Raw genomic sequence first — 22,217 nt, 5'->3', positions numbered from 1 at the left:
CGCCCCCCGGGGCGGCTTTGCTTTTCCCGAATGTAAGGACAAACCCTTATACTCTGGGCCGGTCGATGGGCCGCATTGCCGGCTGCATGGCCGTATCGTGTTTTGGAATTCCCTATGAATCAACAACATAAAGACCTGTCCGCGCTCGCAAAAGCGTGGCTGTTTGTGCTGGGCGCGTGCATTCTGGCCGCCGGGCTCTTTTTTGGTTACCACGGCGCTCGCCTGGTGGCCCTGAATGGAAGCTGGTATTTCGTGGTGTGCGGCGTCGTGCTTGCCGTCTCCGGCATCCAGATCGCCCGCCGCCGCCCCAATGGCGGCCTGCTTTTCGCGCTGGCGCTGGTCGGCACCGCGATCTGGGCGGTCATCGACGTGGGCCTGCAATTCTGGCCGCTCGTCTCCCGCGTGCTGGTGTTCGTGGGCTTCGGCATCCTGGTCGCGCTGTCGCAGCCGCTGCTGCGCCGCGCGCAGAAGCTGCCCGCCAACCCGGCGCCGTCCCGCATTGCGGCCGCCGTGCTGGCGCTGGCCTTTATCGCGACCGTGGCCGGCATGTTCGTGCCGCACGCGCCCGTGTCGCAAGGCGAGACTCTGGCGCTCAAGCCCGTCGCACCCGGCCAGGAACAGAAGGACTGGGCGCACTACGGCAACACTGCCGGCGGCACCCGCTTTGCGGCGCTGGATCAGATCACGCGCGACAACGTGAAGGACCTTGAGGTTGCCTGGACCTACCGCACGGGCGACACCCCCGTCAGCCCCGGTGGCGGCGGCGCCGAAGACCAGCAGACCCCGCTGCAGATCGGCAACCGCGTGTTCCTGTGCACCCCGCACAACAACGTGATTGCGCTGGACGCCACCACGGGTAAGGAACTCTGGAAGGTCGAGATCAACGCCAAGCAGAAGAAGTGGATGCGTTGCCGCGGCCTGGCCTATTTCGATATCGATGCGCCGCTTGAGCAGCCGACCGTCGAAGGCGCGACGCCGGTCAAGGCCGTGAGCCTCGCCGCCGGCGCCGCCTGCCGCCGCCGCATCCTGATGAACAGCGTGACGCCCGAGCTGATCGCACTGGACGCCGACACCGGCGCCTTCTGCGCCGACTTCGGCAACCAAGGCCGCGTGGACCTGCGCGCCGGCATGGGCAAGGGCGCCGACAAGGGCGAGTATCACCCGACCTCGGCCCCGACGCTGGCCGGCACGACCATCGTCATCGGCGGCCGCGTGGCGGACAACGTCAGCACCGACATGCCTGGCGGCGTGGTACGCGGTTTCGACGTGGTGACCGGCGAGCTGCGTTGGGCCTTCGATCCGGGCAACCCGGAAGACCAGGCCGCGCCCGCCGACGGCCAGACCTACGTACGCTCGACCCCGAACGTGTGGGCGCCGATGTCGTATGACGCCCAATCGAACACCGTCTTCATGCCGGTTGGCAGCGCCGCGGTGGACCTGTGGGGCGTGAAGCACACCGCGCTTGACCGCAAGTACGGCGCTTCCGTGCTGGCCGTCGATGCCAGCACCGGCCGCGAGAAGTGGGTCTACCAGACCGTGCATGACGACCTGTGGGACTTCGACGTCCCGATGCAGCCGTCCTTTGCCGACTTCCCCGTCGACGGCAAGACCGTGCCCGCGCTGGTGTTCGGCACCAAGGCCGGCCAGATCTTCGTGCTGGATCGTCAGACCGGCAAGCCGCTCACCCGCGTCGAAGAACGCAAGGTGCCGGCCGGCAACATCCCCGGCGAAACCTACTCGCCGACCCAGCCGTTCTCCGTCGGCATGCCTTCGATCGGCGCGAACGACATGAAGGAATCGGACATGTGGGGCGCCACGCCGTTCGATCAGCTGCTGTGCCGCATCCACTTCAAGTCCAAGCGCTACACGGGCCTGTTCACGCCGCCCGGCACGGATCCGTCGTTGAACCTGCCCGGCTCGCTCGGCGGCATGAACTGGGGCGGCATCTCGATCGACCCGGTGAACGGCTACCTGTTCATCAATGACATGCGCGTCGGCCTGGAAGTGCAATTGGTCGAAGCCGGCGCCAACGCCAAGAAGAGCGACGGCAATGAAGCCGCCGCCATCCAGGGCCCCGTGGCGCTGTCGGGCACGCCCTACGCGATCAACGCCAAGGTGCGCTTCATGTCGCCGCTGGAGATCCCGTGCCAGGCGCCGCCGTTCGGTACGCTGACCGCCGTGGACCTGAAGACGCAGAAGATGGTCTGGCAGGTGCCGGTCGGCACCGTGCAGGACACCGGTCCCTTCGGCGTCAAGCTGGGTCTGCCGATTCCGATCGGCATGCCCACCATCGGCGGCACGCTCGCCACGCAGGGCGGCTTGGTATTCATCGCCGCCACGCAGGACTACTACCTGCGCGCGTATGACGCCGGCACGGGCAAGGAAGTGTGGAAGGTCCGCCTGCCGGTCGGCAGCCAGGGCACTCCCATCAGCTACAAGTCGACCGCCGATGGCAAGCAGTACATCGTCATTTCGGCCGGCGGCGCCCGCAACTCGCCGGACCGTGGCGATTATGTGATCGCCTACGCGTTGCCGGGCGAGGTCTGAGCCTTGCGGTAGCGTAAAGGGCAGGGCAGCGTGAGCCACGCCCCAGCCCACCACCCCTGAAAGCATGAAGCCGCCCTCCGGGGCGGCTTCGTTGCGTTTGGGTTCGGTTGTTAACGAGGCGCGTGCTGATTATGGCCAAGGCAGGCCGGGCAGATGACGGCGATGCCGTAACACTGCTTAGCCGCTGTGCCGATGCTTGCCGGTCTTGATGAACAGGTCCGAAAAACTCTCCCAGTCCTGCAGGTACACGAACATCTCGCCGTCATCGCCTTCACACAGCGCGGATCCCCGGCTGCTTTCCTCCCAGAATGCGAAGAAGGGAAGCCGGCGGATGTCGTCCAGGCGCACCAGACGGTCTTTCACGATGGGCAGCCCAAAGTAGGTTGTGGTCATATGCCGAGCCTCGATGTTGCGACAGGGAGGAAAAATCTTACCGGCGAAAGTGAACAGCCAAGAAGAGCTAAAGAAGGTAGTGCGCCAGGACTGCTGCGGGTCAACACAATGGCGTGAGCAGCGGCTCGTCGGCGTATAGACGTTCCGTGTTATCCAGGAACATCTGCACCATTGCCTGCATAGCCTCGGGCGACCACCCGGCAACGTGCGGCGTCAACACCACGTTGTGCAGATCAGCAAGGCCCACAGGCAATTGCGGTTCGCCTTCATAAACATCCAGCGCAGCACCTGCAATCGTCTGCTCGCGCAGCGCGCATTCCAGAGCGGCGGTGTCCACCACGCTGCCGCGCGCGATGTTGATCAGGTATCCATTCGCTCCCAGATGCGAAAGGACGCCGGCATCGATCAGGTGGAAGGTCGCGTCGCCACCGGGGATGGCGACCAACAGCACGTCAGACCATTGCGCCAATTCTTCCAGCGTTGAAAAGTAACGATGCGCCGAACCCGTGCGTGGACGGCGGTTGTGGTATCCGATCTGCATTTCGAATGCCTGCGCTCGCAATGCCACTTTTTCGCCAATTCCCCCAAGGCCGACAATGCCCAGCTTCTTGCCCGACACGTTGGGAGGCAGCGGCAACTGGGTGCGCCACACGCCTTGCCGCGTAAGCTGGTCCAGACGCGGAATGCCACGGATAACCGCGATCATCAGGCCCATGGCGTGGTCGGCGACACAACTGTCGTTGGTGCCGGCCCCGTTGGCGACCTTGATGCCGCGCTGCCTGGCGTGATCCAGGTCGATTTTTTCGTAACCGGCGCCCATCGAATACACCAACTTCAAATTGGGCAAGGCGTCCATCTGCTCCGCCGTCAAGCCAATGGCGCCGATGGTCATCACCACCTCAACGCGCGAGGCGTGGTCGGCAATGGCCTGCGCGTACTGCTCTGGCGTCGGCGTGAAGATGACTTCGAAGTGGCGGGCGATCTGGTCGCGGTCGGACTGCGTGACCGGATTCATGATGATGAGTAGAGGCTTTGGGGAAGACATGCTGGGAGGGGAATCCATATCAAATTTCGGTGTGCCGGGCGACCAGACCGACGCGCACGTTGCTCAAGTGGGCTTGCATCGCCGCGCGCGCGCCTTCCGGGTTGCGGTCCACAATAGCCTGCAGGACGGCAATGTGCTCGTCGCAGCCAGGGATCAGCCGCTCCGGCGCGCCATTCTGGTCAAAACATCGCGCCTTGATGCGCAGGTCGTGGATGGCCTGCGCCATCAGCCGGTTGCCGCTAGCCCGGGCGATGCTGTCGTGCAGCAGGTTGTCGACACGATGATTCTCTTCGTGAGTGGCGTGTTGCCGGCGCCGGATCTCTTCGACCTGCTGGAGCAGGGCAGCAGCCTCAGCCGGGGGCATGCGGGTCGCGGCCGCGGCGGCCGCGTCGCCTTCCAGCAATACGCGCATCTGGAAGATTTCCAGGTACTGGCGCAGCGACGGTTCCGGCACGATCAGTTGGCCGCGGGCGGTGCGAACCGCAAAGCCCGCCCCGATCAGCCGGCTCATCGCTTCGCGCAGCGGCGTGCGCGATACGCCGAGCGCGCTGGCGAGCGTGCGCTCCTGCAGCGGCCGGTTAATGGGCAATTTGCCGAGCTGGATCATGTCCAGCATGGTCGAATAGGCCTCTTCGACCAGGTCTCGCGCGTCGGCGGAGGGGGCAGTTGCCGCCTGCCGAAGGTGGGGCGGGGATGCTTCCATGGCGTGCGTGATGGACATGGGGATCAGGGAAAGAGTAGGGGGAAGATGGGAAAGTTCGGATCGGCCCGTAGCGCAGCTTCACGGTCGCGGATCCAATCCAAATAGTCCCGCCAGCGTTGCACGGCCTGCGCCGGTTCCAGCGGCTCGAAGCGCACCCGCTGGCCCGGCCGCATCTGGGCGAGCCGGGGAAGGTCGGCGGAGATCACGGTTGCGATCTTTGGATACCCGCCGGTGGTCTGGCGGTCATTCATGGCAATGAGGGGCTGCCCCGCGCCCGGGATCTGGATGCTGCCTGCCGCAATGGGGTCGGTGATGATGTCGGCGCCCTTGGCATGCGCGATGGCCGGGCCTTCCAGGCGCAAGCCCATGCGGTCGGACTGAGGCGCCAGGCAATACGTGGCTCCAAGAAAGCGTTCGATTTCAGCCGGTGCAAAGTGGTCCTGCTGCGGCCCGAGCACGATGCCGACGGGCTCGTCCCGGTAGAACCAGCCGGTGTCGCGGGCCGCCAGCCACCGTCGTGGGAAGCGGCTTCGGCTATCGCCCGTGCCGAGCACGTCGCCTCGCGCCAGCGCACGGCCATCGAGGCCCCCGAGCCGGGCGCGCGTAAGCGTGGACGCGCTGCCCAGGACGGGCGTGACGGCAATGCCGCCACCGACCGCGAGATAGCCGCGAACGCCGCGCTCCAAGGGCCCGATCGTCAATGTGGCCCCCGCTGGCAGACGATGGGACTGCCAAGGAGTCAGGGCGCGCGCGGGCAATGCGCCGGTTGCGGCGATGTGCAGAGTGGCAGTACCAGCGAAAGCGATTGCACAGTCTGCGTCCAGCACCGTCAGCCGGCCGCCCAGCAAGGTGAATTCCAGCGCTGCGGCGTTGGGCGTGTTGCCGACGAGCGCGTTGGCCAGGCGCAGCGCACCCGGATCCATGGCGCCCGATGGCGGCACGCCCATGTGCTCATAACCCGCGCGGCCCAGGTCCTGGACCGTGGTCAGCATGCCGGGCGCTTCGACGCGTAGCCGGGCGTTCATGGCCGGACTTCCCTTTGTGGCTGCGGACGGCTGGCGGGATCGTCCTGCTGGGCGGCCAAGTGTTCGAACGCGTCGGCGTCGATTGGCGTGAACGCGACCTCGTCGCCAGCTTCGAACAAGAAGGGCTGGGCATGGCGCAGATCAAAACTGCGCCAGGGTGTGCGGCCGATCAGGTGCCATCCGCTGGGCCCGGGCACCGAGGCGATGGCGGTCTGCTGCCCGCCAATGTTGACGCTGCCCGCGGGCGTGTGCGCGCGGGGCATGGCGCGGCGGGGCGTGTGCAGCAGGGGATCGAGGCCCCCTAAATACGCGAATCCGGGCAGGAAACCTACCATGTAGACCCGGTAGACGGGCGCCGTGTGGCGCGCGATGAGCTGCGCGGGGGCCAACTGGTGTAGGTCCGCGAGCGCCTGCAGGTCCATCCCGTGGTCGCCGCCATAGCAGACGGGAACCTCCCAGCGGCGTGGAACGGGCATGGGCGCGCCAGCACAGGCGTCAAGGCTGCGTGCGATCAGGTCGCGCACTGCGCCGTGCCCGATCAGGAGCGGATCGAAGCCCACCGCCAGCGAGCGGTACGCGGGGACCACGCTCGACAAGCCTCGAGTCTTGCGCAAGGCGCTTCGCAGCTTGTGCGCCAGCGCCAGCACCTGTGCGTTCGTGTCGGCGTCGATACGGTCGGCGAACTCGATCAGCAGCGTGCGGTCACCTGCGGGAACGATGCGAGGCACCGGGGAAGGCGTGGAGATTGGCGCGGCGGTCATCATGCTGCGTTGGCGAATTCCATGGCGTCAGCCGGATGAAAGCCCCATGTCACGGCCTGGCCCGGCGTGCGCTGAGCCACGTCCTCGTTCAACGGCGCATAGGCCAGGATGATCTTGTCATAGGCTGCGATGAAGACCTTCCAGTGCACGCCGCAGAAGGTCGACGCCACCACTTTTCCCGGATGCCGCTGATCGCCGCCGGCCAGTCGGCTGCCCAGGCGCAGATGTTCAGGTCGCACGCCCAGCACGCCGTCGTTGGCAGGCAGGAAATTGCACTCGCCCAGGAAGCCCGCGACGAAGGCGCTGGCCGGCGTGCGGTACAGGCTCTCCGGTGATCCGGCCTCGACAATGCGGCCCTGTTCCAGGATGACGATGCGATCCGACAGGTTCATAGCCTCTTCCTGGTCATGCGTGACAAAGACGACGGTCAGCCCCAATTCCTGGTGCAGCCGGCGCAATTGAAGCTGGATGGACTGGCGCAGGTTCTTGTCCAGCGCGCCCAGCGGCTCATCCATCAGCAGGATGTCCGGGTTGAACACCAGTGCGCGGGCCAGCGCGACGCGCTGCTGCTGACCGCCCGACAGCGCACCCGGCTTGCGGTCCTGAAGCGGAGCGAGGCTCACCAGATCCAGGGCTTCCAGCACGCGGCGGCGGATGTCTCCATCGTTCAAGCGCCGCATGCGCAGCGCAAACGCCACGTTCTCAAACACGCTCATGTGAGGGAAGAGGGCGTAGTTCTGGAACACCATGCCGATGTTGCGATCCGCGATTGGGGTGTGCGTGACGTCGCGTCCCCCGATCGTCACCACGCCCGCATCCGGATGTTCGAATCCGGCAATGATCTTGAGCAGCGTGGTCTTGCCAGAGCCGGACGCGCCCAGCAGCGTGCAGAACTCGCCTCGGGCCACGGCCAGGTCGACCTCGGGCAGGGCGACTGAATCGCCATAGCGCTTGTGGATGCCCGCGAGAGTCAGCGGCTTTCCTTGGCTTTCCGGCGGGCGTTGCGGGAGGATGTCGTTAGCGTTATGCATGTCAGTGTTCCTTCTTTTTGCTGATCAGCAGGTTGGCGAGCAGAATGAGTGCCGTTGCGCCGACCAGTAGGCAGGAGGCGGAGATAACGGTGGGATCGAAGTCGTTGGCCAGGCCTTCGAACATCAGTTTTGGGAGGGTGCGGTTGCGTATCGTCGTCAGGAATAGCGCCATGACCACGTCGTCGAAAGAACTGACGAAGGCGAAGACGGCGCCGCCGATCAGGCTGGGGATCAGCGCCGGCAGCATGACCAACCTGAACATCGCGGGCCAGGTGGCGCCCATGCCCAGCGCAGCAAGCTCGAGGCTCGGATCCAGGCTGCGCAGCGCCGCGCGCATGGTGATGTAGACGTACGGCGCGGCCAGCACCGTATGACCAAGGATCACGGCCATGGAGTTCGCGACCCAGCCGACGGGCGCGAACAGGTAGTACAGCGCGACCGCCGTGACGATGGCTGGGACAGACATGGGGGCGATGAAGAATGCGTCCAGCCAGCCTTGATGGCGCTTAGCCAATCTGCTGACCCCCAAGGCTGCTGCTGTGCCCAGCGCCGTCGCAAGCAGGGTGACGACGATGGCTATCCGAGTGCTGGACGCCAAGGCGGCCAGCCACTTGCCATCGGTAAAGAAGTTCTCGTACCACCGCAGCCCATAGCTGGGTGGCGGAAAGATGGGGAAGTCCGTCGTGCCGAAACTCATCGGGATGACGACGACGATGGGCAGCAGCAGGAATACGGCGCATATCACGCCCAGCACTGCGGATACCCGGCCGCCCGGCGTGCGTCGATAGCCCGTGTGGTTGCTGCCCTTGCCGGAGCTGGCGCTGATCAGATTGTTCAGACCGAACAGCCGGTTGAACAGCCACAGCGATAGCAGCACGGTGGCTAGCAGCACGCCAGCCAGGGCCGACGCCAGCCCCCAGTTCAGCTCTTCCGTGATGTTGTGCGAAATCAGTTCGGCAGCCATGCGCTGGGCAGGCCCGCCCATCAGCGACGGCGTGATGTAGTAGCCGACCGCGTTCATGAAGACGATGATGCCGCCCGCAACGGCGCCGGGACTGGTCAGAGGCAGGATGACCCTGCTGAAGATGCCTGCGGATCCTGCGCCCAGGCCTTGCGCGGCCTGCACCAGACTGCCGTCCAGGGACCGGAACGAGGCATAGAGCGGTAGCACGACAAAGGGCATGAGCACGTGCGTCATGCCCACCATCACACCGGTGAAGTTATAGAGGAACGCCATCGGCTGGTCCAGAATGCCCACTGTCGTCAGCAGCGTGTTCAACGGCCCGTTCTTGCCCAGCAAGGCGATCCACGCCGATGTGCGCACCAGCGCGCTGGACCAGAAGGGGAGCAGCACCGCGAAGAACAGCACGCGCGCCACCGTGGGCGACACGGTCGCCATCAGGTAGGCCAGCGGATAGCTCAACAGCACGCAGGCCAGCGTGACCGCCGCGGCGATCGTGAACGTGTTGACGAGCACGATGCGGTAGATCGGCGTGTCCAGCAGATGGCGATAGTGGCCCAGCGTCAGTCCGCCGTCCTCTCCCTTGAAACCGTTGCCGAGCAGACCTGCAATCGGGCCGGCAAAGAACAACAGCAGGAAAAGCAGCAGCGGCAGCGCGGCAAGGGCCGCAACGCGGCCGCGCCGGGAGGCGGCGGCCCGGCGCGGTGTGGCGACGGGCAGGGAAAGGGCGTCGGTGCTCGTAGTCATGGCATCTTGGCGCCGGCGCGCACACCGGCGTCTGAGTGAAGAGGCAGAAAGATCAGCGGGCGCGGACCTGGTTGTAGCGTTCGGTGATGGCCGGGCCGTTCGTATCCCAGAACTCCGAATTCAGGAAGATGCTGTTCTTCAGGCGCTCGGTGGTCGACGGCAGACGCTCCAGGCGTTTGGCGTCGATCAGCGGCAGCGCTTGCTCGGTGGTCGGGCCGTACGCGATGTACTTGCTGAATTCGGCCTGGTGCTTGGGCTGGATCATGTAGTTCAGCAGCTTGATGGCCGCGTCTCGATTGGGCGCGCCCTTGACGATGGCGAAGTAGCCGACCTGGGCGATGCTGTCGCCCCAACCCATGGCGATGGGCAGACCTGAATCGATGCCGGCCTGAAAGCGGCCGTTTCAGCCCAGCGCCATCACCACTTCGCCGCTGCCCAGCGCGTTGACCGGTTCCGCGCCGCTCTTCCACCAGCGGGCGACGTGCGGCTTGATCTCGTCGATCTTCTTGAAAGCACGATCCAGGCCTTCAGGGGTGGCCAGCACCTTGTACACGTCCGCAGGCGCGACGCCGTCGGCGATCAGCGCCGCTTCGATCACCGTCGCGGGATCGTCCTGGAGGGTGCGCTTGCCAGGAAACTTCTTCACGTCCCAGAAATCGGCGAACGTGCTGGGCTGAGGCTTGCCGGCAGGGAACGCCTGCGTCGAAAAGCCGATGTTGGTGGAGAAGATTTCGGACGGCACGCCGTAATCGTTGCGGGCATTTGCGATGACGTGGTCCTGGTTGACCATGTCCGGCGTGATCTTCTCGAAGACGCCAAGCTTGATGCCGCGTGTGAGGCGGGCGCTGTTCTCAGTCACCACATCCCACGTGATCGACTTGGTGTCGATCATGGCGCGAATCTTCGCGACCTGCGGATCGGTGTCCTCGTGAACCGTAATGCCGGCTTCCTTGGAAAAGGGCTTGAGCCACGCGTCCCGGATGGCGCCTTGGTAGTTGCCTCCCCAGCTTGCGAAATTGAGCTCGGCCGCTTGTGCGGCGCCCGTGGCCATAGCCAGCGCGGCGGCGACAGTGCACGTGACGTTCTTCCATGTGAAATTCATTGCTTGGACTCCGTTCCATAAGAAAAGCGCGGTGGGCAGACTCGCCCCGATCCAGGGCATTTCGCCTCGGCAAGTCCTTGGCATGCAATTTGCATGCCAACGGTATGCCAAACATTCAAATTCGCCTTTTCTCGGAGTCCTTCTGATGCGCGATGTAGACCTCAATTCCGACCTGGGAGAGAGCTTCGGCCACTACAAGATCGGTGCCGACGAAGCCATGCTGGACCTCATCACCTCGGCCAACGTGGCCTGCGGTTTTCACGGTGGTGATGCATCCGTGATGCACCAAACCGCGGCATCCGCCCTAAAGCGGGGCATCGACGTGGGCGCCCATCCGGGCTTCAACGACCTCTGGGGATTTGGACGGCGCAAGATCGTCGGCGACAGCCCGCAGGCCATCGGCGACATGCTCGCGTATCAGATCGCCGCAATGCAGGGCATGGCTCGCGCGGCCGGGCATCGCGTGACGCACGTGAAAGTGCACGGCGCATTGGCCACGCTGGCGTTCGAGGACCGCGCGCTTTCCGAGGCGCTGACCTGGGCGATGCGCACGCTCGATCCGGAACTGGTGCTCGTCTGCACGCCGCACAACGAAACCGAGCGCGCAGCGCGCCGGGCGGGCATCCGCGTGGCCTGCGAGGTCTTCGCCGATCGTCTCTATGGCGACAACGGGCTTACACTGCCGCGCAGCGAGCCGGGCGCCGTCATCCACGATCCGGCCGCGGCGGCTGCGCAGGCGCTGCGCATGGTGCGAGAACAGGCAATCCGCACAGTGGGGGGCAGGGTGGTCGAGATGCCGGTGCACACGATCTGCGTGCACGGTGACAACCCGCAAGGCGTGGAGATTGCGCGCGCGGTGCGCGATGCGTTGCTGGAAGAGGGCGTGCGCCTGCGGCCGATTTCGCAGCTGGACTTTCAGTAGGGCGCGTCTTTTTGCGCTTGCCGGATCAGCGTCTTCAGTACGGTCGCGAAACGCTTCGCCGTGTTGGAGAGCGGGCTGCTGGCCGAATGCAGCAGATGAATGGCATGGCTGAGCGCGGGATCGGTCGGCAGCAGGATGAAGTCTTTGCGGAAGCTGGGGTGATAGCCGAACGACTCGATCAGCGCCACGCCCACCCCCTGGCGCACCAGCGACAGCGCTTCGGGCGTGGAACGTATTTCGATCTGCGGGTGCACTGACGCCGCTCCTGAATGGAGGAACCGGCTGGCCAGACGTCCGAACGGCGTGTCTGCGCCATAGCCAATAAGCAGATGGCCTTGCAGGTCTTCGGCCCGCAGCCGGCTGCGCACCGCCAGCGGATGACCGCGCGGCACTGCGCACCCCAGCCACCCTTGGCCGATCTCCTCGCTGACGATATTGGCGTTCACCGGCGGGGGCATCGAGGCGATACCGAAATCGGCCTGTCCCAGCAACAGGTGCGGCAGCAGCGCGTCGAAGGCCAGCGGGCGGTAGCGGATGGGCGTATCGGGATGCCGTTCGCGAAACTTCTGGATCGCGTGAGGGATGAGCCATTCGCTGAAGCTGGGGCTGGAAACGAGGCTTACGGCGCCAGCCGAACCCGCGCCCAGCGCGCCCGCCAGATCGTTGAAGCGATTGACGCGGCCGAAGATCTCTTCGGCCTCGACAAAGAGGCGGCGCGCCTCGGGAGTGGGATGCAGCCGCCCCTTGACGCGCTCGAACAGCCGGTAGCGCAAACGGTTTTCGGCCGAGGCGAGCAGCCGGCTCACGGCGGGTTGCGTCACGGAGAGCATGCGACCCGCTTCGCTGAGCGAGCCGGTCAGCATCACGGCGTGAAAGACCTCGATCTGGCGAAGCGTCAGCGCTCCGGGCGCAGAGGGAAGGGGGCCGGACATAAGGAAGCACTCGTGGACGGGAACGCGTTGCCGGCCATTTTATGTCGGGGAAGCGCCGCTGCGCGCACACAACGGCTCCGCCATGACCTTTTGCGCGCACCCCATAACTAAATGCACAGTCCCCGCGCCGGTCCGCAAGGCCGGGGTTGCGCGCAAAACCGTTTGTTTTCAAGGCTCGGCGGGTCTTGGGAGTGAACGCTGGACGGGTCATTTCGCTGGGCTGGCCGTCTTTGCGCGCCGCTGCCGCCGCGTCATGCTGCAAGCCATATCGCAACCCACCTCAGGATTTTTCCATGTCCCGCATCGTCACCGTCGCTGCCGCCCAATTGGGTCCGATCCAACGTTCCGAAGGTCGCGATGTTGCGATCGGCCGCATGATCCGGCTGATGGAGCGCGCGCATCAGCGCGGCGCCCAGGTCGTGGTGTTCCCGGAGCTGGCGCTGACGACCTTCTTTCCCCGCTGGTACTGCGAGGACCTGGACGAGGCCGACGCGTGGTTTGAACCCAACCTGCCATCGCCCGCCACGCAGCCTCTGTTCAATGCCATCAAGCGCTACGGCTTGATGGTTTACCTCGGCTACGCGGAACTGGCCTGGGAACCGGACGAGCAGGGCGTGATGCGCAAGCGCCGGTTCAACACGTCGGTCGTGATCGCGCCGAACGGCGAAATCGTGCTCAAGTACCGCAAAGTCCATCTGCCTGGTCACGCCGAGTTTGCCGAGCATCGCCAGGTCCAGCATCTGGAAAAGCGCTACTTCGAAGTGGGCAACCTGGGCTTTCCCGTCGTGCGCGCACCGGTCGCACCCGGTATCGACGCCAATCTGGGCATGTTGATCTGCAATGACCGGCGCTGGCCGGAAGCCTGGCGCGTGCTCGGGCTGCAACAGGTCGAACTGGTGATGCTGGGCTACAACACGCCCAGCCGGAACCAAGACAACCGCGGATTTGAGGCGCACCACCTGAGGGTGCTGCATTCGCATCTGTCCATCCAGGCGGGCTGCTATCAGAACGCCACCTTTGCCGCGGCCGTCGCCAAGGCCGGCACCGAGGACGGCCATGAGTTGTTGGGCCATTCCATCATCGTCAATCCGCAGGGCGAGATCATCGCGATGGCTGCGACCTGGGATGACGAGCTGATCGTCGCCGACTGCGACTTGGACCTGTGCGAACTGGGCCGCAGCACCGTCTTCAACTTCGCCAAGCATCGCCGTCCCGAAGCCTACGGCCGGCTGATCGAGCAGACCGGCAGCGTCGCGCCCGCCGTCTGGACGCCGTCCGCCTGATTCGTCCGAATTCTTCTTCCTTGCTGGATAGCCTCATGACCGCGATGCCCCTGCCTACGACCATCGAACACGAAATGCTCGGCACCCTGCGCGTGCCGGAATACGCCGACGTAACCGCCGCCGCCCAGCGGCTGGCGCCCCACGTGCGGCGCACCATGCTGTTGCGCTCGCCAGTCCTTGATGAACTTGCGCAGGCGCCAGTCTGGCTGAAGCTGGAAAACCTCCAGGTGACGGGTTCGTTCAAGGCCCGTGGCGCGTTCAATGCCTTGTTGAACATGGAGCCAGCCCAACGCGAGCGTGGCGTGGTGGCGTATTCGACCGGCAATCACGGCCAGGCTGTCGCGTGGGCCAGCCGCTGCCTGCGCGTTCCCGCCACCATCGTGATGCCGGTCGACGCGCCGGAAAACAAGGTGGACAAGGCGCTGCGCCATGGCGCCAGGGTCGTGCGCTACGACCGCACTCGCGAAAGCCGCGAAGAGATTGGCATGCGTCTCCTGGCCGAAACCGGCGCCACGCTGCTGCCGCCCGGCGACCATCCCGACGTGCTGGCAGCCCAGGGCACGCTGGCGCTGGAAGCCCTGCAGGACCTGCCCGCCGCAGCGCTTGCAAACCTGGGGCTGTTCGCAACGCCGTGCGGCGGCGGAGGCATGGCGGCAGGCTGTTCACTGGTGTTGCGCGAGCTTGCGCCACAAGCCCGGATGGTGGCCGTGGAGCCCCTCGAATTCGACGACACGGTGCGGTCGCTGGCGTCCGGCCAGCGCGAAACCAATCCGGCGGGCGCCAAGACCTTATGCGACGCGCTGCAGGCTGCGACGCCGGCCGAACTGCCCTATGCGATCAACAGCCGGTCCCTCAGCGCTGCCGTGTCCGTGAGTGACGACGAAGTCGCCGCCGCCATCCGTTTCGCGCTCGAAGAACTGCGCCTGGTGATCGAGCCGGGTGGGGCGGTTGCGCTTGCCGCGTTGCTGGCGAGAAAGCTGTCGGCCGACGGCCGCGATGCGGTCATCGTGCTCTCAGGCGGAAACATCGATCTACCGCTGTTGCGTCAGATCGCCCTGGACTGAGCGCTCGCGCCGCAGCCCGGAACGGCGGGACCCTTTCAGGCCTGCCGAGCAGTAAGGGCGCCCATCAGGCGCCTTGCACAACCCACGCGGGACGCAGAGCCCGCGCGGATACACCTATAACAGTCCAAGGAAGAAAACCATGTCCACGTATCAAAGCAGCGCCAAGCGCTGGCTCGCGGCCGCGAGCGCAGCATTTACCTTGATGGCGGCGTCCGCCGCGCAGGCCGCTTATCCCGAACATCCGGTCACGATCGTCGTGCCGTTCAATACCGGCACCACGCCCGACCTGGTGTCGCGCCTGCTGGCCGCGGAAATGGCCAAGCAGACGGGCGGCAACTTCGTGGTGCAGAACCGCACCGGCGCGTCGGGCATCATCGGCACCCAAGCGGTGGCGAACGCCGCGCCAGATGGCTACACGATTGGGTTTGCCAACGTCGCTACGCTTGCCATCAACCAAAGCCTCTACGCCAAGCTGCAGTACGACGCCGACAAGCAGTTGGCGCCTGTCGCGCTGACGGGCTCCGTGCAGAATCTGCTGGCCGTGCGCCCCGGCTTGAACGTCAAGAGCGTCGCCGAGCTGATCGCCATGGCCAAGAAAGACCCGGGCAAGCTGGTCGTCGCCTCGGGCGGCAATGGCACCACCGGGCACCTGAGCGCCGCGATGTTCGGCACGATGGCAGGGGTGGAATTTATGCACGTGCCGTACAAGGGCGGCGTCGAGGCGGACCTGGCCGTGCTGCGCGGCGAAGCCGACCTGGTGTTCGACAACATTTCGTCCATCGCGGGGTTCGTGGAGCAGGGCAAGGTCGTGCCGCTGGCCGTCACCGATCTGCAGCGTGATCCGTCCATGCCCGATCTGGCGACGCTGGATGAGCAGGGACTGAAGGGCTACCGCGCCGTGGCCTGGACCGGCTATGTGGCGCCGGCGGGCACCGATCCGAAGGTTTTGGACTATCTGAACGCCGCCTTCAACAAGGCGTTGCAATCCCCAAACGTGCAAGAGAAGCTCAAGAGCATGGCCTACGTGCCGAACATCGGGCCGCGCCAGCAGCTCTTTGAGCGTGCGCATGCGGAGCGCCCGGTCTGGGCTCAGGTAATCCAGCAAGCCAACGTCAAAATTGACTGAACCTTATGAACGGCGAACGCTACGACCTGCTGATCCGTGGAGGCACGGTAATTGATGGAACGGGCGCTGACCGCGTCCAGGCCGATGTGGGCCTGCGCGGCGGCCGGATTGCGGCCGTCGGCGACCTGAATGGCGCCAACGCCGATCAGGTGCTGGAGGCGGGCGGCCGGATCGTGTCGCCCGGCTTTATCGATACGCACACCCACGACGACCGCTACCTGTCGATGGATCCCGGCATGCCCGCCAAGCTGAGCCAGGGCGTCACCACGGTCGTGACCGGCAACTGCGGCATCAGCCAGGCACCGTGGCGTCCGGGTTGGCGAGGCGAGGTGCCGGCGCCGATCAACCTGCTGGGCAACGAGTTGGCCGACTTCCCGTACGAGACCTTCGGCGCCTACCTGGAAAACCTGGACCGGCATCCGCCCGCCGTGAATGCGGCATGTCTGGTGGGGCACACGTCGCTGCGCGCCGCCGCGATGACCGACCTGACCCGCCCCGCGACGGCGGCCGAGATCGAACACATGCAGGCCTTGCTTCGCGAAGCCATGGAGAGCGGCGCGATCGGCCTGTCGACCGGCACTGCATATCCGGCGGCCATGCCAGCCACGTTGGATGAACTGATGGCTGTTGCCAGCGTGCTGCGCGAGCATCGCGGGCTTTACGCCAGCCATATCCGCGACGAGGGCGACCGCATCTTCGCCGCGCTGGATGAGGCCTTCGCCGTGGGCGCCGCCGGCGATGCGCCCGTCCTGATCTCGCATCACAAGCTGATCGGTCCACGCAATCATGGCCGCTCGGTTCAAACGCTTGCGCACATCGACAAAGCGGGGCAGGGGCAGAAGGTGGCGCTGGATTGCTATCCCTACGTTGCAGGATCCACCATCCTGCGCAAAGACCGCCTGGCGGTGTCCAGCCGCGTGATCGTGACCAAGTCGGTGCCATATCCCCAGTACGCAGGACGCGATCTGGACGACATCGCGCTCGATATGGGTCTGAGCCCGGAGGACGCGGTCGATGCGCTGCAGCCGGCTGGCGCGATCTACTTCATCATGGACGAGACGGACGTCCAGCGCATCCTGGCGTACCCGGGCACCATGATCGGCTCGGACGGCATGCCGCACGATCCCGCGCCGCACCCGCGCTTGTGGGGCACGTTCCCGCGGGTCCTGGGCCATTACTGCCGCGACATCGGATTGTTCACGCTGGAGCAGGCCGTGCACAAGATGACGGACAAGCCCGCCGCTTACTTCCGCCTGCCGCAACGCGGCCGCATCGCGGTGGACTACGCGGCCGATCTCGTCGTGTTCGATGCAGACACCATCGCCGACACCGCAACCTGGTCGTCGCCGACGAGCCAGGCAGTGGGGATCGACTACGTGCTGGTCAACGGCAGCGTTGCATGGCAGGCGGGAGCCGCCACTGGATCGCGCCGTGGCAAGGTGATTCGGGCGGGCCGCTGAGCACGCATGACCGGCGACTTGACCGGCTGATTGCACCGGGACAAAGTGGGCCACGAGGAAGGTCTCTCGTGGTCCTAACCAATTACGCATAATGTGTATTATGTAAAGTAATAAATGGCCGTTTTTGTCCCGCCACCACGCCGCCATCAGATAAGATGCGCGCCAAGCCTCCCAACCCATCCCCATCCAGACCCCATGACCCCGCGCGTCGCCATCATCGAAACCATGGAGAACACGCAGCTCGGCCTTCTGCTGAGCGCGCTGAATGAAGCCCAGGCCGACATCACCTGGTTCCGCGTCTATCGCGACGGTCTTGGCGACATTGCCCTTGACGACTTCGACGCCCTGATCGTTCCCGGCGGCTGGCCGAGTGCGCAGGACGACGATCTTTATCCTTACCTGCCCAAACTGGTCGCGCTGATGCGGACATTTGGCGACGCCGGCAAGTCCGTGCTGGGCATCTGCTTAGGTGCGCAGGTGCTGGCCCGCGCTTACGGGGCCGACAACCTGTTGGGGGTGGCGCGGGAATTTTCCTGGACGCCGCTGACCGTGACGGACGATGGGCGCGCCGATCCGCTGTTTGCCGAATTGCAGGGCGGCTTCACCAGTTTCCAGTGGCACGTCCACACCTACACCCTGCCCCCGTCCGCCCTCCTTCTGGCCCGATCCGAAATGGTCCAGAATCAGTGTTTTCGCGTGGGGCGGGCAACTTACGGCATGCAATTCCACTTTGAAGCCAGTGGCGACGTGGTTCACGACTGGACGCGCGCCAATCCCGACCGGGTCAATCGCATTGCGCCGGGCTGGCTGGAGACCCAGGCGGCCGAGGACCGGGCCCGCTTTGCCGCCGACGCCGACGAAGCCGGCGCGCGGATCGCCCGCGCATTTGTGGCCACCATCGGCGAGCGCGCGCGGACCTGATCGACGCCGGCCCGAACAAAAAAGGCGATGCCAGGTTTCCCGGCATCGCCTTTTTGCTTTCACCGAGGGTCAGCGCTTCTTGGACGCCTCGTACTTCGCCTTGTTGGCTTCGTTCGGCGGGTACAGGCCCGGCAGCACGGCGCCATTGTTGACCTCGTCCATGATCCAGCCTTCAAACCGTTCCTGTTCGACGGCGGCGTCAACTACGTCGGCCAGCAGCGCGGCCGGGATGACGACGGCGCCGTCCTGGTCGGCAACGATCACGTCATCCGGAAAAACGGCCACGCCGCCGCAGGCGACGGGCTGCTGCCAATCCACGAACGTCAGGCCGGCCACCGACGGAGGCGCCGCCGCCCCGCTCGCCCAGACGGGCAGCTTGGTGCCCAGCACACCGGCCAGATCGCGCACGACGCCGTCGGTCACCAAGCCTGCAACGCCGCGCTTGGCCATGCGGGCGCACAGGATGTCGCCCCAGATGCCGGCGTCTTTCACGCCCATGGCGTCGACAACCGCGATGCAGCCCGAGGGCATCTGCTCGATGGCGCCGCGGCTGGATTTGGGCGAGGACCATGATTCTGGCGTGGCCAAGTCTTCGCGGGCCGGCACGAAGCGCACCGTGAACGCGCGGCCGACAATGCGTTCGAGGCCTTGCGCCAACGGGAAGGCGCCGCGGATCCAGACGTTACGCAGCCCTTTCTTGAGCAGAATCGTGGTCAGTGTTGCCGTCGTGACGCCGGACAGCGCCTTGAAATGAACCTCGTCCGAAACAGTCATGGGTTTTTCTCCCTGTGAAATCAGAATGGGCGCTCAGCGCGCCCGAACTCGATGCGGCAGATGCCTTAAACCAGATCCCGCGCGCGCGCGTCGCGCTTGCCCAGGCGCGCCAACAGATGATCGACCTCGGTCCGCGCCTGGTTGGTCAGCGCAGCACCCGGCCGGCGTTGCGCCGCACTGGTCAGGATGCCCCGGCGCATCATCACGTATTTGCGCACGGCCAGGCCGACACCCGGCTGCTGTTCGTAGCGCAGCAGCGGCAGGTGCGCATCGAACAGATCATGCGCCTCTTCGGTCCTGCCCTCGCCTACCCATTTGACGAAGTCGCACAGCATGTCCGGAAAGCAGTATCCGGTGTTGGCGCCGTCGGCGCCGCGCGCCATTTCGTAGTCCAGGAACAGGCCGTTGTTCCCGCACAGGATCGAGATATGCCGCATGGCGCCTTCGGCTTCAAAGCGGCGCAGCGCCGAGATCTTCTCCAGGCCCGGCCAGTCTTCGTGCTTGAGCATGACGCACGAAGCCAGATCGGTCACGATCCGCCGGATGACCGTGGGCGCCATCTGCACCGAGAACGTCAGCGGATAGTCCTGCAGCACAAACGGAACGTCGTCGCCAATGGCCTCCACCGCCTGGTGGTAGTAGTTGACGATCTGATCGTCGGTGCGCAAGGTGTTGGGCGGCGCGATCATGACGCCGGCCGCGCCGCGGTCCATCACCTCGCGCGTGAGCGAACGCATGGAGGCGAAGCCGGGCGCCGACACGCCCACCACGATGGGAATGCCCTGCGATTTGCCGATCACCTGCGAGGCGATTTCCAGGGATTCCGCGAAGTCCAGTTTGGGCGCTTCGCCCAGTTGGCCCAATACGGTCAAGCCGGTCGAGCCGCAAGCCAGATAGAACTCCATCATGCGGTCGATCGAGGCGTGGTCGACGGAACCATCGTCAAAGAACGGCGTCGGGGCGATGGGATATACGCCTTTCGCGTCAGCAGTCAGTTTCATGGTCTGTTTCTTCAAGAAGTTGTTTGAGTCAGGCGTCAGGCCTTAGATGCTTGCGATGAGACCGCCGTCCACCCGGATCGTCGATCCGGTGATGTAGCTGGCCCGCGCGCTGGCCAGAAACGCAACCGCATCGCCGTATTCCTGCGGGTCACCGTAACGGCCCACTGGAATGGCGCTGGTGCTTTCGCGGCTGACGTCCTCTACGCTGCGCCCTTCGCGCTTGGCCCGGGCTTCGTCCAGAAAAGAGATGCGCGCCGTCGCAATGCGGCCCGGCAGCACGATGTTCGACGTGATGCCGTCCTTGCCCACTTCGCGCGCCAGCGTCTTGGACCACCCCACCAGCGACATGCGCAGCGCGTTGGAGATGCCCAGATTCGGAATCGGCGCAATGACGCCCGAGGAGGTGCTGGTGATGATGCGGCCCCACTGCCGTTCCCGCATGCCCGGCAGGATGCGATCAGTCAGCTTGATGACGGACAGCACCATGCCTTCAAAATGCTCGCGCCAAAGATCGGCCTGCTGTCCGAAAGACGGCGTGGGTGGCGGGCCACCGGTGTTGTTGACCAGGATATCGACAGGCCCCACATTGGCCTCGATCCACGCCACCTGGCTGTCAAAGGCGTCCAATGCACGCAGATCCCATTGCAGGGCAAAGGCAGACAGGCCCTGGGCCTTGATGCCGTCGGCGGTGGCCGTAGCGGCGTCAAGGTTCAGATCGGCGACGACCACCTTGGCGCCTTCGCGCGCCAGCGACCGTGCAATGGCGCTGCCCAGGCCACCGCCGCCGCCCAATACCAGCGCCGTCTTGTCTTTGATACCCAAATCCATCTTTACCTCCGTACGAAAAAAGCTTGATCAGTCAGCGCTGAGCGCTGGCCGGCCTATCTTGACCGCGTCGCGCCACCCTGCGTCTGATGGATCGCAAGGTGCGCCCTGTAGACCTCATTCTCTTGCCAAAGCGCATCGCGGAAAAACGGAAAATTGTTGGGTAGATCATTCGGTTTATGAATGATTTGCCAGTTGCAAGGTATGCGTCTCCCAGCGTGAAAACTGTCGGCGCGGGCAATTCCGCTATATTGGGGCCACCATTTTCATGCACGAATTGAATGAACCCGCGCCGCCTCACCCCCTCCATGTCCCTGCTGTTGGCCTTTGAAGCCAGCGCCCGCCATCTGAGCTTTACGCGAGCGGCGACCGAGCTTGCGCTGACGCAAAGCGCCGTCAGCCGGCAGGTGCAGGCGCTGGAGGATCTGCTGGAAGTCGCGCTCTTTCGCCGGGAAAAGCGGCGGATTGTGCTGACCGAGGCGGGCACGGGATACCAGAAAGAACTGGCCGCCGCCCTGCAGCGCATCCGCAGCGCATCGCTTCAGGCGATCTCGCACCGCACTGGTCGAGGCGCCTTCCACCTGGCCGCGTTGCCCACGTTTACGGCCAAGTGGCTGATGCCCAGGCTGCACCGCTTCTATGCGCGCCATCCCGGCATTCTGGTTCACCTGCATTCGCGCGTGACCCGCTTCGACCTGGATCTGGCCGGCATCGACGCCGTCATTGCCGTGGGCGATGGCGACTGGCCGGGACTGGTCCCGCATCGGCTGATGAATGAACAGGTCATCCCGGTCATCAGCCCAGACATCGCCGCGCGCCAGACCATCCGCAGGCCCGCAGACCTCATCCAGCACGTGCTGCTGCAAGTCGCGGCCAGGCCGGCCGTGTGGCAACGCTGGTTCGAAGCCCACGGCCTGCCCGTGCGCTCGATGCGCTGGGGCGCGCAGTTTGAACTGACCACGCACCTGATCCAGGCGGTGGCGTCGGGCTTGGGCGTTGGCCTGTTGCCGACCTTCCTGGTGGAGGATGAGTTACGGCAAGGCGTGCTGGCGCCGGCATTGGATGAGGAATTCAGCACGGGCGCGGGATACTTTTTCCTGGCGTCGCCAGACAAGTTGGCCATTCCGGCAGTGGCGGCGTTTCGGGATTGGTTGCTGGATGAGAGCGCGGGGGGGTGAATTCCCGCGTTAATCTCGGGCGGTCCGCATCCGCATTCGCCGCTATTCAATAATTCAACAATCGTTGTATTATCCGGCGCATGAATGAAGAATATGCCGTGCTCGCCCTCGCCGCCTTGGCCCATGCCCAACGCCTGCGCGTATTCCGCGCCCTGGTCGTCGCCGGACTAGAAGGCCTGACCCCCAGCGTGCTTGCCGACCAGCTTGCTGTGGCGCGCAACACGTTGTCATTCCATCTGAAAGAGCTGGCGCATGCGGGACTGGTCTCCATCGAGCAGCAGGGCCGCAACCTGATCTACCGCGCCGACTTTTCCCGCATGAACGGGCTACTGGGCTATTTGACCGAACACTGCTGCGCGGGCGCGCCTTGCGCAGTCACCGATCGCGGCGCGTGCGAATCCTGCTGACCCAGCCCC

The 22,217-nt window shown here is 65.1% G+C and carries 20 protein-coding genes and 1 pseudogene; 9 read left to right on the top strand and 12 right to left on the bottom strand.

Translation table 11 applies throughout. The features are described from left to right. The first annotated feature begins 114 nt into the window (after positions 1–114). Positions 115–2,547, top strand: coding sequence for a membrane-bound PQQ-dependent dehydrogenase, glucose/quinate/shikimate family (locus KW836_RS15540; protein WP_218343898.1), 2,433 nt, complete (start codon positions 115–117; stop codon positions 2,545–2,547). Positions 2,548–2,724: 177 nt separating this feature from the next. Here the strand turns inward: KW836_RS15540 and KW836_RS15535 are convergent, their stop codons facing one another. The 8 genes and pseudogenes from KW836_RS15535 to KW836_RS15500 all read right to left on the bottom strand — a co-directional run bounded on the left by KW836_RS15535 (position 2,725) and on the right by KW836_RS15500 (position 10,264). Then, a complete protein-coding gene (locus KW836_RS15535; RefSeq protein WP_218343895.1) occupies positions 2,725–2,940 on the bottom strand; it encodes a hypothetical protein in 216 nt (71 codons plus the stop codon). A gap of 100 nt (positions 2,941–3,040) precedes the next feature. Further along, positions 3,041–3,985: a 2-hydroxyacid dehydrogenase gene (locus KW836_RS15530; RefSeq protein WP_218343893.1), complete on the bottom strand. Its 945-nt coding sequence runs from the start codon at positions 3,983–3,985 to the stop codon at positions 3,041–3,043. A 19-nt stretch (positions 3,986–4,004) separates the two neighbouring features. Further along, a complete protein-coding gene (locus KW836_RS15525) occupies positions 4,005–4,688 on the bottom strand; it encodes a GntR family transcriptional regulator (protein WP_255595901.1) in 684 nt (227 codons plus the stop codon). A gap of 23 nt (positions 4,689–4,711) precedes the next feature. Continuing rightward, complete coding sequence (locus KW836_RS15520) at positions 4,712–5,713, bottom strand: biotin-dependent carboxyltransferase family protein (protein ID WP_218343889.1); 1,002 nt, start codon at positions 5,711–5,713, stop codon at positions 4,712–4,714. Next, on the bottom strand, positions 5,710–6,474 hold the full coding sequence (pxpB, locus tag KW836_RS15515) for a 5-oxoprolinase subunit PxpB (RefSeq protein WP_218343887.1): 765 nt from the start codon (positions 6,472–6,474) through the stop codon (positions 5,710–5,712). The genes KW836_RS15520 and pxpB overlap by 4 nt, the downstream gene beginning before the upstream one ends. Next, positions 6,474–7,505 (bottom strand): ABC transporter ATP-binding protein, encoded by a 1,032-nt coding sequence (locus tag KW836_RS15510; RefSeq protein WP_218343884.1) that lies wholly within the window; start codon positions 7,503–7,505, stop codon positions 6,474–6,476. The genes pxpB and KW836_RS15510 overlap by 1 nt, the downstream gene beginning before the upstream one ends. A gap of 1 nt (position 7,506) precedes the next feature. Further along, positions 7,507–9,213 carry an ABC transporter permease subunit gene (locus KW836_RS15505; protein ID WP_218343882.1) on the bottom strand — a complete coding sequence of 569 codons (1,707 nt, stop codon included), beginning with the start codon at positions 9,211–9,213 and terminating at the stop codon, positions 7,507–7,509. Positions 9,214–9,265: 52 nt separating this feature from the next. Then, positions 9,266–10,264, bottom strand: a pseudogene (locus KW836_RS15500) (ABC transporter substrate-binding protein). A gap of 196 nt (positions 10,265–10,460) precedes the next feature. Between KW836_RS15500 and KW836_RS15495 the strand changes: the two are divergent. Next, positions 10,461–11,237: a LamB/YcsF family protein gene (locus KW836_RS15495; RefSeq protein WP_218343881.1), complete on the top strand. Its 777-nt coding sequence runs from the start codon at positions 10,461–10,463 to the stop codon at positions 11,235–11,237. Here KW836_RS15495 and KW836_RS15490 read toward each other — a convergent pair. After that, positions 11,231–12,169: a LysR family transcriptional regulator gene (locus KW836_RS15490; protein ID WP_218343879.1), complete on the bottom strand. Its 939-nt coding sequence runs from the start codon at positions 12,167–12,169 to the stop codon at positions 11,231–11,233. The two genes, KW836_RS15495 and KW836_RS15490, sit on opposite strands and share 7 nt — an antisense overlap. A 293-nt stretch (positions 12,170–12,462) precedes the next feature. On the opposite strand from KW836_RS15490, the gene KW836_RS15485 reads away from it, so the two are divergent. The 5 genes from KW836_RS15485 to KW836_RS15465 all read left to right on the top strand — a co-directional run bounded on the left by KW836_RS15485 (position 12,463) and on the right by KW836_RS15465 (position 18,023). Then, the gene (locus KW836_RS15485; RefSeq protein WP_218343876.1) at positions 12,463–13,452 is read left to right on the top strand and encodes an N-carbamoyl-D-amino-acid hydrolase; all 990 of its coding nucleotides are present in this window, start codon (positions 12,463–12,465) and stop codon (positions 13,450–13,452) included. A 35-nt stretch (positions 13,453–13,487) separates the two neighbouring features. Then, entirely contained in the window at positions 13,488–14,516 is a 1,029-nt protein-coding gene (locus KW836_RS15480) for a threonine/serine dehydratase (RefSeq protein WP_218343873.1), read from the top strand. A 139-nt stretch (positions 14,517–14,655) separates the two neighbouring features. Next, positions 14,656–15,642 (top strand): tripartite tricarboxylate transporter substrate binding protein, encoded by a 987-nt coding sequence (locus KW836_RS15475; RefSeq protein ID WP_218343863.1) that lies wholly within the window; start codon positions 14,656–14,658, stop codon positions 15,640–15,642. A gap of 5 nt (positions 15,643–15,647) precedes the next feature. Further along, on the top strand, positions 15,648–17,102 hold the full coding sequence (locus KW836_RS15470) for an amidohydrolase family protein (RefSeq protein ID WP_218343860.1): 1,455 nt from the start codon (positions 15,648–15,650) through the stop codon (positions 17,100–17,102). Positions 17,103–17,297: 195 nt separating this feature from the next. Next, positions 17,298–18,023, top strand: a complete 726-nt coding sequence (locus tag KW836_RS15465; protein ID WP_218343857.1) for a type 1 glutamine amidotransferase — start codon at positions 17,298–17,300, stop codon at positions 18,021–18,023. Positions 18,024–18,092: 69 nt separating this feature from the next. Here KW836_RS15465 and KW836_RS15460 read toward each other — a convergent pair whose 3' ends face one another. From KW836_RS15460 to KW836_RS15450, 3 genes are all read right to left on the bottom strand, one after another. Next, positions 18,093–18,797, bottom strand: a complete 705-nt coding sequence (locus tag KW836_RS15460) for a ribonuclease activity regulator RraA (protein WP_175121516.1) — start codon at positions 18,795–18,797, stop codon at positions 18,093–18,095. A gap of 65 nt (positions 18,798–18,862) precedes the next feature. Continuing rightward, positions 18,863–19,798 (bottom strand): dihydrodipicolinate synthase family protein, encoded by a 936-nt coding sequence (locus tag KW836_RS15455; RefSeq protein ID WP_175136488.1) that lies wholly within the window; start codon positions 19,796–19,798, stop codon positions 18,863–18,865. Between the two features lie 42 nt (positions 19,799–19,840). Beyond that, positions 19,841–20,626 carry an SDR family oxidoreductase gene (locus KW836_RS15450; RefSeq protein WP_218343855.1) on the bottom strand — a complete coding sequence of 262 codons (786 nt, stop codon included), beginning with the start codon at positions 20,624–20,626 and terminating at the stop codon, positions 19,841–19,843. A 278-nt stretch (positions 20,627–20,904) separates the two neighbouring features. On the opposite strand from KW836_RS15450, the gene KW836_RS15445 reads away from it, so the two are divergent. Continuing rightward, complete coding sequence (locus KW836_RS15445) at positions 20,905–21,801, top strand: LysR substrate-binding domain-containing protein (protein ID WP_218343852.1); 897 nt, start codon at positions 20,905–20,907, stop codon at positions 21,799–21,801. Between the two features lie 80 nt (positions 21,802–21,881). Beyond that, positions 21,882–22,208 carry a helix-turn-helix transcriptional regulator gene (locus KW836_RS15440; protein WP_218343849.1) on the top strand — a complete coding sequence of 109 codons (327 nt, stop codon included), beginning with the start codon at positions 21,882–21,884 and terminating at the stop codon, positions 22,206–22,208. The last annotated feature ends 9 nt before the right edge of the window (positions 22,209–22,217 follow it).

The organism is Achromobacter sp. ACM05, assembly GCF_019218915.1.
Lineage (GTDB): Bacteria > Pseudomonadota > Gammaproteobacteria > Burkholderiales > Burkholderiaceae_B > Achromobacter > Achromobacter animicus.
The sequence above is the reverse complement of the archived record's forward strand: the minus strand, read 5'-3'. Positions and strand labels throughout refer to the sequence as shown.